The organism is Paracoccus sp. FO-3 (assembly GCF_006386455.1).
Lineage (GTDB): Bacteria > Pseudomonadota > Alphaproteobacteria > Rhodobacterales > Rhodobacteraceae > Paracoccus > Paracoccus versutus.
On record NZ_VCBQ01000006.1, the window covers coordinates 20,184 to 31,563 of the forward strand.

At 68.5% G+C, this 11,380-nt stretch carries 11 protein-coding genes; 2 read left to right on the top strand and 9 right to left on the bottom strand.

Annotated elements, in window-relative coordinates; all coding sequences use genetic code 11:
* Window positions 1–8 precede the first annotated feature (8 nt).
* From FE811_RS02595 to FE811_RS02615, 5 genes are read right to left on the bottom strand one after another with little or no spacing between them, the layout of a single operon-like run.
* Entirely contained in the window at window positions 9–1,553 is a 1,545-nt protein-coding gene (locus FE811_RS02595) for a tripartite tricarboxylate transporter permease (RefSeq protein ID WP_255469597.1), read from the bottom strand.
* Window positions 1,553–2,008 (bottom strand): tripartite tricarboxylate transporter TctB family protein, encoded by a 456-nt coding sequence (locus FE811_RS02600; RefSeq protein ID WP_072463396.1) that lies wholly within the window; start codon window positions 2,006–2,008, stop codon window positions 1,553–1,555. Before FE811_RS02600 ends, FE811_RS02595 begins: the two co-directional genes overlap by 1 nt.
* Window positions 2,005–3,708 (bottom strand): L-aspartate oxidase, encoded by a 1,704-nt coding sequence (locus FE811_RS02605; protein ID WP_140846510.1) that lies wholly within the window; start codon window positions 3,706–3,708, stop codon window positions 2,005–2,007. The genes FE811_RS02600 and FE811_RS02605 overlap by 4 nt, the downstream gene beginning before the upstream one ends.
* Window positions 3,709–3,761: 53 nt before the next feature.
* On the bottom strand, window positions 3,762–4,970 hold the full coding sequence (locus tag FE811_RS02610; RefSeq protein WP_140846511.1) for a 2-methylaconitate cis-trans isomerase PrpF family protein: 1,209 nt from the start codon (window positions 4,968–4,970) through the stop codon (window positions 3,762–3,764).
* Window positions 4,971–4,977: 7 nt separating this feature from the next.
* Window positions 4,978–6,384, bottom strand: coding sequence for an MmgE/PrpD family protein (locus FE811_RS02615; RefSeq protein WP_140846513.1), 1,407 nt, complete (start codon window positions 6,382–6,384; stop codon window positions 4,978–4,980).
* Between the two features lie 352 nt (window positions 6,385–6,736).
* Between FE811_RS02615 and FE811_RS02620 the strand changes: the two genes are divergently transcribed.
* Both FE811_RS02620 and FE811_RS02625 read left to right on the top strand, forming a co-directional pair.
* Complete coding sequence (locus FE811_RS02620) at window positions 6,737–7,306, top strand: chromate transporter (RefSeq protein WP_240540645.1); 570 nt, start codon at window positions 6,737–6,739, stop codon at window positions 7,304–7,306.
* A gap of 6 nt (window positions 7,307–7,312) precedes the next feature.
* Window positions 7,313–7,840, top strand: a complete 528-nt coding sequence (locus FE811_RS02625) for a chromate transporter (RefSeq protein ID WP_036753094.1) — start codon at window positions 7,313–7,315, stop codon at window positions 7,838–7,840.
* 48 nt (window positions 7,841–7,888) lie between these two features.
* On the opposite strand, the gene FE811_RS02630 is transcribed toward FE811_RS02625, so the two are convergent.
* Genes FE811_RS02630 through FE811_RS02645 form a run of 4 tightly spaced genes read right to left on the bottom strand, consistent with a single transcriptional unit; the run spans window position 7,889 to window position 11,374 of the window.
* Window positions 7,889–8,716, bottom strand: coding sequence for an ABC transporter ATP-binding protein (locus FE811_RS02630; protein ID WP_140846514.1), 828 nt, complete (start codon window positions 8,714–8,716; stop codon window positions 7,889–7,891).
* On the bottom strand, window positions 8,703–9,530 hold the full coding sequence (locus tag FE811_RS02635) for an ABC transporter permease (protein ID WP_036753099.1): 828 nt from the start codon (window positions 9,528–9,530) through the stop codon (window positions 8,703–8,705). Before FE811_RS02635 ends, FE811_RS02630 begins: the two co-directional genes overlap by 14 nt.
* Entirely contained in the window at window positions 9,527–10,348 is an 822-nt protein-coding gene (locus FE811_RS02640; protein ID WP_140846515.1) for an ABC transporter permease, read from the bottom strand. The genes FE811_RS02635 and FE811_RS02640 overlap by 4 nt, the downstream gene beginning before the upstream one ends.
* A 24-nt stretch (window positions 10,349–10,372) precedes the next feature.
* The gene (locus FE811_RS02645) at window positions 10,373–11,374 is read right to left on the bottom strand and encodes an ABC transporter substrate-binding protein (RefSeq protein ID WP_036753105.1); all 1,002 of its coding nucleotides are present in this window, start codon (window positions 11,372–11,374) and stop codon (window positions 10,373–10,375) included.
* Window positions 11,375–11,380: the final 6 nt, after the last annotated feature.

Below are 11,380 nucleotides of genomic sequence, written 5' to 3' on the forward strand. Positions count from 1 at the left end.
GTGTCCTCCTATTGGGTTTGCGGTCTTTTTTCCTTTTTCGCCGCGCGCCGAAGCGCACGGTTCCGCGGGCTCATCAGCCGGGTGGCGGGCAGGATCGCCGCCAGCAGCACAAGAAGCGCGCTGAGGCCAAGGAACACCGCCGCGATGCCGCTGGGCACCAGCCCGGCCGGATCGCCGTCCGACAGGGAAAGCGCCTGGCGCAGCGACTGTTCCAGGCCGCCGCCCAGGGCGACCGCCAGCACCAGAGGGGCCAGCGGCACCTGCGCGCTGCGCAGCAGGAAGCCGATGACGCCGAAGACCAGCGCCACCTGGATGTCGAAGACGTTGTTGTTCAGCGAATAGGCCCCGGTGACGGCCAGCAGCAGGATGATCGCGTTGAGCGGCGCGCCGGGCATCATCAGCATCCGCACGAAGACGCCGATGAAGGGAATGTTGAGGATCACGAGCACCACGTTCGCGACATAGAGGCTGCCGATGATGCCCCAGACCAGGTCGGGATTTTCGGTGAAGAGATGCGGGCCCGGCTGGATGCCGAAGATCATCAGCGCCCCCAGCAGGATCGCCGTCGCCGACGATCCGGGCAGGCCCAGGGTGAAAAGCGGGATCAGCGCGCCGCCGACGCTGGCATTGTTGGCGGCCTCGGGGCCGGCCACGCCCTCGATCGCGCCCTTGCCGAATTCTTCGGGGTGGCGGCTCGACCGGCGCTCGGCGGCATAGGAAAGAAGCGTCGCCACCGCCCCGCCCGCGCCCGGCACGACCCCCACCATGAAGCCGATGACCGAGCCGCGAAGGAAGGAAAAGCGGCAGCGCTTCCATTCGGAGGGCTCCATCCACAGCCGTCCGACCGTCTCGACCTTGCCCCAGCGCCGGGCCATGATCTCCTGGATGTTGGTAAAGACCTCGGAGATGCCGAACAGGCCGATGATGACCGCGATGAGGCTGATCCCGTCGAAAAGGTTCGGCGAGTTCATGGTAAAGCGCGCCGCGCCGCTTTGCAGGTCGATGCCGACGGTGGCGATCATCAGGCCGATCACGATGGCCATGAGCCCCTTGACGGCCGCGCCCTGCATCAGCGTGGCGGTCGCGATCAGCGCAAAGGTCATCAGCGCGAAATATTCCGCAGGCCCGAAGCGCAGGGCGAAGCGCGCGATGGGCTCGGCCAGGAAGGTAAGCCCGACAAGCCCGACGCTTCCCCCGATGAACGAGGCGACGGCGGCGCAGAAAAGCGCGGCACCCCCGCGCCCGCGCCGCGCCATCGGGTTGCCGTCGAGCATGGTGATGACCGACGAGACGTCGCCCGGCGTGTTGAGCAGGATCGACGAGATCGAGCCCCCGTACATCGAGCCGAAATAGATGCCGCAAAGCATGATCATGCCGCCCGTCGGGTCGAGCCCGTAGGTCAGCGGCAGCAGCAGCGCGATGCCGGTCGAGGGGCCGAGGCCGGGCAGCATCCCGATCCAGGTGCCCACGAACGCCCCGATCAGGACATAGACGAAGTTCCAGCCGGAAAAAGCGGTGGCGATGCCCGTGGCAAGAAAGGCGACGGTGTCCATCAGAAGATCCTCCCCAGCATGGTCGGCGGGAAATAGGTCTGCAGAAGCACCGTGAAGACGACATAGAACAGCAGGGTCAGGCCCGCCGCGTATAGCAGCGCAAGGCGCAGCGGCTCGCGCAGCGTCAGCAGGAAGCCCAGGAACAGCAGGAAGCTTGTCGCCGCATAGCCGACGACCGGCAAGAGCAGGATGAAGCCCAGGACCAGCGCCGCGCAGATCGCGATGGCGACAAGGGTCGCAAGCGGCGTGGCCGGCGCCTGCCGGGCCGAGGGCTGCACCAGCGTGATGATCGAGAACAGGATCAGCAGCGCGCCGAGGATCTGCGGAAAGGCCCGCGGTCCCAGCGGGTCGCCGAAACTGCCCTGCGCAATGCCGAGGGAAGCCGAGAGATAGAGCCCGGCCACGGCGATGCAGATCAGGGCAACCACCCTGTCGATGCCAAGAACATGTCTCATGGTCTTCTCCCTTCGTCCTGCGCCGCCAGGGGCTCGGCCAGGAAGGCGATGTGCCGGTCCCAGCCGCTGTCCTGGTCGGGGCAATCGATGCGATAATGGGCGCCGCGGGATTCCGTCCGCGTGCCGCTTGCCTGGAGGATCAGGCGCGAAAGCACATACATGGCGTCGAGCGAGAAGCCCTCGACCGGGCCCGCCCCGGCCAGCGCCGCCTCGACCAGGGGGGCGAGGGCGGCGTGGCGGGCCAGCGCCCGCTCGACCGCGGCGCCGGTCCGCTCGATCCCCGCCCCTTCGACGAGGATCGCCCGGATCTCGGCCTTCAGCGCCGCGTGGTCCCTTGCGGCTGCAGCCCCGCCCGGCAGCCGGATGCCGATCATGTCGGACCGGGGCCGGCCGTTCGGGCGCCGCGGATCCTCGGCGATCAGGCAACGCACCATCCGCGGCGGAAAGTCGAAGCGCAAGGGCCGCGGGCCGGCCGTCCGGGCATGGTCCGCCGCGCTGCGGCCGGCGCGGATGCCAAAGACCGCGGCCTCGGTCAGCCCGTTGCTGTTCAGCCGCGTCGCGCCGTGAAGGCCGGCGGTGATCTCGCCCGCCGCGAAAAGCCCCGGCACGGCGGTGCGCCCGTCGATGTCGGCCACGACGCCGCCCATGGCGAAATGCACATCGGGCGCCACCTCGACGCGCTCGCGATAGGGGTCGATGCCGACCTTCGCGATCGCCCGCAGGAAGCGGCCGGAAACCTGCGCCACCGCCTCGCGGTCGGTTTCGGAAATATCCACCCAGACGGCGCCGTGTTCCGTGCCGCGCCCCTCGCTCACCTCGCGGAAAATCGCCCGCGAAAGCACGTCGCGGGTCGCCGCCTCCATCCGCTCGGGGTCGTATCGGTGCATGAACCGCTCGCCCCTGGCATTCAGCAGCTTGACGCCGGGCTGCGCCATCAGCCCGCCGCCCGTGCTGGTGCCCCGCACCTGCGGCGGCCAGGCAAGCGAGGTGGGGGTGAACTGCACGAATTCCAGGTCGGTCAGCACCGCCCCGGCCTTCAGCGCCAGGTAATAGCCGCTGCCGTCCGCCAGGTCGTGGTTGCTGGTGACTGGAAAGATCCGTCCCATGCCGCCGCAGGCCAGCAGCACCGCCCCCGCCTCGATCGCAAGCCAGCCGTCGGGACCATGGCAGAGCAGCCCCGCCGCCGCCCCCTCGGCGTCCTTCAGCACTTCGATGGCGGTGGTATGGCCGACAAGCCTTATCCCCGCCTCGGCCGCGCGCTCGATAAGCGTCGTCATCAGCCCGACCGCCCCCCCGCCCTCGCAGCGGACCGAGCGCGCGCGGGAATGTCCGGGGGCGGGGTAAAGGGCAAGGTCGCCGTCCTTCCGGTGGAAGGCCACGCCGAGCGACTCGAGCTTGCGGATCGCGGGCCCGGCCTCGGCTACGAAGGTCCGGGCAATATCGTCGAAGGCAAGGCCGCGGGCGGTCCGGCGGATGTCTTGCAAATGCAGTTCGGGCGTATCCTCGGGGTCCACGCCCGTCACCGCCGCAAGGCCGCCGCTCGCAAGCCAGCTGTTGGCGGACTTGCCGATCTCACCCTGGGCGACCAGCGTCACGGTCGCGCCGGTTTCGCGTGCGGTAATGGCGGCAAGCAGCCCTGCAAGGCCCGAGCCCACCACCACGACGTCGGCGCTTGCACGCGCCGCTTCGGTTATCACCACGTTTTCCTCCCCGATCTTTGGCCGGCCTCCCCGCCGGCGCTTGGTTGTCGCGCCTAAACCTCCAGTCCTGCGCGCAGTTCCTCGATCCTTGCGCGCGGGGCGAACAGGTCGCCCGCCATCAGCAGCCGCGCCGTTCGCTCGACCGCGGCGCTTTCGATGCGCCAGCCGTCCGCGGTCCGCGCCACCTGGGCCGAGACGGTCAGCACGCCCGCCGGATGGCCAAGCCGGGTCCGGTCGTCCCCGGCGCGGCACAGTTCCTGGACGATGCTTCCCGGCAGGCGGCTGGCCACCGCCGAGCAGACCGCCCCGGTCACGGCAAGCGTGTTGTGCGGCTTCTGCATGGCCAGTTGCCGGACGCAGACATCCATACTTTCGGCGCTCACCGGGCCATCCTGCGCGGCATAATCCTGCGGCGGGCCGACCATGATGACGCGCGGAATGTTGGGCGAGCGAAGCGTCGCCTCTTCGGGCCGGTCCACGAGGCCAAGGACGGTCGCCGCCCAGCCCCTGATCGCCTCCAGATCGGCCATCAGGGCGGGATTGGCGCTGATCTCGGCGGGGCTTTCGGCACCCGTCGCCCCCAGCGCCCTGGCCGGGACGAAGACGAAGGGCGTCGCCGCATCCACGAAAGACACCGGCACCTCGCGTTCGCCCAGCCGGACCATGTCGCGGACCGATCCGGTGGGCAGCAGCCTTCCGCTGACCGCGCCCGCGCAATCGCCGAAATCAAGCGCGATGGCCGAGCCGGTGCCGGGCACGCCCGGTATGCGCGCCTCTCCCTCGATGCAGGGGCGGCCCTTTTCGACGCGAAAGCGCGCGGTGACGACCTGGCCCGTGTTCGTGGTGTGGATCCGCACCGACATCTCGGGCTCCCGCGGGGCGATCATGCCGCGCAATACCGCGAAGGGGCCGACCGCGGCCAGCATGTTGCCGCAATTGCCGCCCGCGCTGACCATCGGCCGGTCGATGCCCACTTGCAGGAAGGTATAGTCGAGGTCCGCGTCGGGGCGGGCCGAGCGGCCGACGACCGCCGCCTTGCTGGTCAGCGGGTCGGCGCCGCCGATTCCGTCGATCTGCCGACGGTCGGGCGAGCCGTAGCAGGCCAGCAGGAGCGCGTCGCGCTCCTGCCGGTCCGCAGGAAGATCTTCTTGCAGGAAGAAGGCCCCCCGGCTCGATCCGCCCCGCATGAAAAGGGCGCGGACCGAGACCTGTTGCGGATCGCTTATCGCGCCCGCCGCTTCTTGTGCGGAAACCTGGGGCATGGCCGCCTCAGGCTGCCCGCAGCGCGGGCTTGCGGTCGGGCGCGACCGTAAGCGCGGGTATGACGCCCGCATCGTTTTCGGTCTCCAGCGCCATCAGGCGGCGGCTGATGTCCGCGATCCTGTCCTCGTCCAGCACCAGCCCGGCGGTGGTCAGGAACTTGCGCTCCAGCTCCTCCGCGGTCAGCGGGTTGGTGGGCTCGCCGCGCGGCTCGTCGCTGCGGTGGACAAGGCTGCGCCCGTCCTGCAGCCCCAGCGTCACCACCGCCTGCCGGCCGCCTACGCCGAAGTCCGGCTCGGCCTCCAGCACCACCCTGGCCGCGAGGTCGTGGATCGATTGGTCGGCATAGCCGTCCCAATAGTCGCGCAGCCCGTTTCCGCCCCGCGCCAGCGCCAGCGCCACGCCGAACTGGGTGCTGCCCATCGCCGCGTTCAGGCTGGGGCAGGGGAACTTAGACGCCTGCCGGATGGCAAGGCCGCTCATCTTCACCGTGATCGTGTCGATCTCGTCCAGCGTGATCCCCTCGTCATGGAAAAGCTGCGCGAGGTCGATCGGGCCATGCGCATAGCGGCAGGCGGCATGGGGCTTGAAGCCCACCTCCATGATCGCGAACTCGGTGCCGAACCCGTCGAGCAGGTCCGAGGCGCGGACGCTGTCGGTGAAGGCGTTGAGGAAGCCCTCCTTCGATTCCAGCGCCTTTTTCGGGCCCGTGAAGCCGCGGCGCGCCATGACCCCGGCCAGCACGCCGTTGAAGGCGCCCTTGCCGGGACCAAAGGGCTTGGCCATGCAGGGATCGTCCAGATAGGACTGGATGCCGCTCGACTGCATCGCGGCCAGGCCGATGGCATTGGCGATGCCTTCCTCGTCGCAGCCCAGGAGGCGGGCGGTGATGACGGCCGCACCCATCAGCGAAACGGTCGAGGTGGTGTGATAGCCGCGATGGCGGTGGCCGGGGTTGATCGCCTTGGCGACCCGGATCGCGATCTCGTAGCCCGCGACGACCGCGGCGACCAGATCCTCGCCCTTCGCGTGGCTGACCTCGGCCGCGGCAAAGGCCGCGGGGATAAGCACCGATCCGGCCTTGATCAGGCCCGAGCCATGCGCGTCGTCGAGTTCCACCCCGTGCCCCATCGCGCCGTTGCAAAAGGCGGCCAGCGGCGCCGGCACCTTGTCGCCATAGCCGACGATCGTGCTTTCGGGCTTGCCGCCCCATTCCTGCACGAGCTGCGTGATGGCGATCGCCGCCTCGCTGATGGCCGAGGCGGCGATCTGGTTGCCGACGCCATCGCGGATGATGAGCTTGGCCTTCTGCTGCACCGGGGCCGGCAGGTCTTGATAGCGCAGGTTCGCGGCCAGCTTCGCAAAGCGGCGCGTCAGGCCCTGGAGATCGGCTGTATCGCGGATGTGTTCGTTCATCGGCTCTTCCTTCGATTGAGTGTCTGGCAGGTGAGGGATGTGGTAGTTTCTAGCGCTGCGGCTATTGGTGGTATGTATAGCTACTACCATTTGCACCGACCTGTCAACGACGAGCAGCCGTTTTGCCGATCATGGGTCAAGGATTTGAAAAAACTTGGTTTCCAAGCGGCCAGTTCCAGCCCGTATCCGGGTTGCCGAACATTCTTGCGCTTTTAGGTGGTAGTAACTACAACCATTAAAGGGAATCAGGAGGCCCCATGTGCGACCGTTCCATCCTCGGGCCCTTGCCGGGGGCTGGTCCCGGCGGACCATGGCGCGGTCGCGGGGGCACGGGCTTGGGGAATATCGCAAGATGCAACATCAGATGCCGGGCGAGGCCGCGACTTCGGCGGAGGGGGTGACGCCGCTCAAGCTGTTCCTCGGCTTCGCCTCCATCGGCTTCGTGGGCTTCGGGGGCGTGATGCCCTGGGTGCGATGGCTGGTGGTGGACCGCAAGAGCTGGTGCAGCGCCGAGGAGTTCGACAATCTCTTCGCCTTGGCGAGCTTCCTGCCGGGCGGCAACGTGCTGGGCGTGTCGGTGATGGTGGGCGGACGGCTTGCCGGGCGGCGAGGCTCGCTTGCGGCGGTGCTGGGGCTCGTGGCGCCGCCGGCCGTGCTTGTCTGCCTCATGGCCGAACTCTATCGCCGGCACCAGCATCTCGAGGCGGTGCAGGGCATGATCGGCGCGCTGGCCTCGGCGGCGGCCGGGCTGATCGTGGCCATGGGGCTGCGCATGGTCTGGCCGATGCGGCGCAGCCCGCGGGCCCTGGCCATCGTCCTGGTGGTCGTGGTCGCGGCCGGGCTCCTGCGGCTGCCGCTGGTCTGGATCCTCCTTACGATCCTGCCGGCCAGCCTGCTTGCCGCCCGCCTGGTCGCAAGGTGACGGCCGATGGAGAATCCCGTCGCCCTGCTGACGCTGAAGATCCTTTTCCTTTCCTGCATCGCGGTCGGGGGCTTCATCGCGACAGTGCCGGAACTGAACCGCTTTGCCGTGCAGGTGCAGGGCTGGATGAGCGACGGGACATTCGCCACGCTCTTTGCCCTGTCCCAAGCCTCGCCCGGCCCCAACCTGATCATCGCGACCCTTGTCGGATGGGAGGTCGCGGGCTTTGCGGGCGCCGTGCTGGCCACGGCCGCGACCTGCCTGCCGACGCTGGTGATCGCCTATCAGGCGATGCGTTTGCGCGCCCATCACGGCCGTGCCCGCTGGTTCTTGCTGGTGGAGCGGGCGATCCTTCCGATCGCGGTCGGGCTGATCCTTGCCACCGCGATCCTGCTGACCGCCTCGGCTTCGGGTGCCGCGCCGCCGAAGCTGGCGTTGACCGCGCTGACGGCGGTCTTCCTGCTGGCCACCCGCCGCAGCCCGCTGGTCCCCCTGGCGATAGCCGCGGTGCTGGGCGGCGCGGGGTGGGTCTGACGGGGCCCGGCACCGCGCCGCCGCGCCGGCGGGGCAGGGGGCGCGGCCCTACTGGCCGCGTTCGCCCTTCATGGCGCGGTCGACCTCGGCCGAAAGGATCTCGGTGACCTCCTGCCGATAGCGCCCGAGCCGCTGGTCCAGCGGGTCGCGCGGATGGGGCAGGTCGATCCTGACATCGGCCACGATCCGCGAGGGCCGCGCGCCAAGGATCAGCACCCGGTCGGCCATCAGCGTCGCCTCCTGCACCGAATGGGTCACCATAAGGATGGTCTTGCTGGCCGCGATCCACAGATCCTGCAAGTCCTTCATGACATAGTTCTTCGTCTGCACGTCCAGCGCCCCGAAAGGCTCGTCGAGCAGCAGGATGTCGGGCTCGCAGGTCAGCGCGCGAGCGATCGCCACCCGTTGCTTCATGCCACCCGAAAGCGTGGCGGGATAGGCATTCTCGAACCCGCCGAGGCCGGTGAGGCGGATCCATTTCCGCGCCCGCTCCTCGGCCTCGGCCCGCGGCAGGCCGGCGATCTCGGGGCCCAGCGTGATGTTGCGCAGGACCGTGCGCCAGGGGAACAGCACGAATTCCTGGAACACGATGCCCCGGTCGGGCCCCGGCTTCACGATGGGCTTGCCGTCCACCTTCAGCACGCCCGAGGTGGTCTTCAGAAAGCCCGCGATCGCATAGAGCAGCGTGGACTTGCCGCAGCCCGAGGGGCCGATGATCGACACGAATTCGCGTTCGCGGACCACCGTGGTGAAATCCTCGACGGCGACGATGCTGCCAAAGCGGATGCCGGCGCCCTCGGCGGTGATTTTCGGCTTTGGGGCCAAGGTCGCGGTTTCGCCCACCGGATCGGACAGGATTTTCTCAACGTTCGACATTGACGCCCCATTTTTCAATCGTTCGCTTTTCCAGGGCGCCGATGACGCCCCGCTCGATCAAAAGCCCCATGACCGAGATCGTCAGGATCCCGCCGTAGATGCTTTTCATGTCCATGTATTCCTGCGCGTCGTAGATCATGAAGCCGAGCCCGTGAGAGCTGGCAGCCAGCATCTCGGCCGCGATCAGGGCGCGCCAGGCATAGCCCACACCCAGCTTCAGCCCGGTGATGAGATAGGGCAGGATGCCGGGCAGGACGACATAGCGCAAAGTCTGGAGGCGCGAGGCGCCCATGGAGGCCGCGACCCAGTAGACCTTGCGCGTCATCATCTCGATGCCGGTGACGACGTTGTAGATGATCTCGAAGCTGGCCGCGATGAAGACCACCGTGATCGTGGTGCGGTTGTCGATGCCGAAGACCAGCAGCAGCACGGGCGTCCAGGCCAGGGTCGGGATCGGCATCAGCGCGCTGATGATCGGCTTGAAGACCGCCCGGCCCCAGCCGGTCAGGCCGATGGCAAGGCCGATGATCGTGCCCAGCACGAGCGCAAGTCCCACCCCGGCGAGCAGCCGGTAGAGGCTCAGCGCGATGTCGAGCAGGATGCCATAGGGCGGATCGCCGTTCGGCCCCGCCGAGATCCAGAGCGCTGCGAAGATCGCGCTGGGCGGCGGGAAAAGGAAGGCGCTGATCGCGCCCGTGCGGGCCGCAATCTCCCACAGGCCGAAGAGAACCCCCAGCGACACCACCGGCCGGATCAGCTTCATGGGGGGCAACGGCAGGCGCCGGCGCGGAATCTCGGCGGTGTCCAGGGTCATTGGCGGCCTCCGGTCTGGGCGTCGCGGGCATACCAGCGATGGATGGTGGCGTGTTCCAGCGTGCCGAACAGGACATGCTCGATCAGCATGCCGATCGCGGCCAGGCAGACGACGCCCACGAACATGGTGCTGACGTCCATGTAGGAGCGGGCGGCAAAGATCATGTAGCCCAGCCCGCTGGTCAGCGCGGCAAGCATCTCGGCCGCGACCAGCGTCCGCCAGGAATGGGCCATGCCCAGCTTGAAGCCGGTGATGAGCGCGGGCAGGGACGAGGGGATCAGCACGCGGCGCAGGACGTCAAGACCGCTGCCGCCCATCGAGCGGACGACCCAGACGGGCTGCCTTCCGCAGGCGCGCACGCCCTGCATGGTGCTGTAGAGCACCGGAAACACCGCGCCGAGGAAGCAGACGACCACGATGGTCAGATCGCCCGGCCCGAACAGCACCAGCAGGATCGGCGTCCAGGCGACGGCCGGCAGCGGCAGCATCAGGCTCAGGATCGGGCTGACCCAGAGCTGTGCCTCCTCGCTCAGCCCGAGCAGGAAGCCCAGCGGCACGCCCACCGCCACCGCCAGGGCGAAGGCGACGAGCGCGCGCCTGAGGCTTGCCAGGATATGACCCAAGAGGACCGCGCGCTCTCCCGTCAGACCGAGCAGTTCGACCGCGCGGGCAAGGATGGTGCTGGGCGCAGGCAGGATGCCCGCCTGGGCAAGGCCGGTGCGCACCGCCAGTTCCCAGACCAGCAGCAGGCCCAGGATTGGCAGCAGGAACCGTATCACGCGCAGGGCGCGATCCAGGATTTGGAAGCCGATGGGCATGGGTCTGTCCTCTCCGGGGACGGGTCAGTGGGTGGCGGAGCGGGTCAGTTCGACCGCCTGCTCGTAAAGATCCTGCCGCACGAACGAGCCGAAGTCGGGCACCTCGGGGATCTTGCCCGCCGCCTTCATCGCCTCGGCGACCGGAATGAGTTCGGCCACCATCTCGTCGGTCACGGCGCGATCCACGCTGATCCGGGTGAAGGCCGTCTCGAGCGCCGCGGCCGGCACCGCGATCCCGCCCTTCGCGATCTGTTCGGCGGCGAGTTTCCCGGCCTCGGCCGGATCGGCCTCGATGAAGCGCGCCGCGTCGATGGTCGAGGCCAGGAACTTGACGATGGTCTCGGGATTGGCGTCGGTGAAGCTGCGGCTGGCGAGCAGGAAGTTCGGGCTTTCGTTCACGCCCTTGAGAGAGACGAGCCGCTTGACGTTGCCCATCTCCTCGGCGATGGCCACGAAGGGTTCCCACATCACCGCGCCGTCCACGAGCTTTTGCTCGACCGCGGCGCGCAGGTCGTCGATCTTCATGTTGACGATCTGGAAGTCCGCCTCGCTCATCCCCTGCTGCTGGAGATAGACGAGGAACGTGCCGTAGGTTCCGGTTCCCGTGACGACGCCGAGCTTGCGGCCCTTGAGATCCTGGATGCTGCCGATGTCGGAATCGGCCCGCACCACCACGCTGTAGCGGTCGCCGCCCGATTGCTGGGTGCCTATGATGTAGAAGCTTTCGGGCTGCTGGGCCGCAAGCGTCACCAGCCGCCCCGAGCCGCCATTCGCCACGGCGACCCGGCCGGCGAGGAAGGCTTTCAGCATGTCCCCGCCCGAGGAGAACTGCGTGGCCTTGACCTCGAGCCCATAGGGCTGGCCCCAGTCGCGGGCGATATAGACCTCGTCGGGCGGCACCTGCTGGACGCCGACCTCCAGCGTCTCGGCCTGTGCCGTTCCGGCGCCCCCCGCCGCGAGGCAGGCCAGCATAAGCCCGCCCAGCATCCGCCGGATGCGGTGCAATCCGTCTTTCGCATTTCCCATGATCTC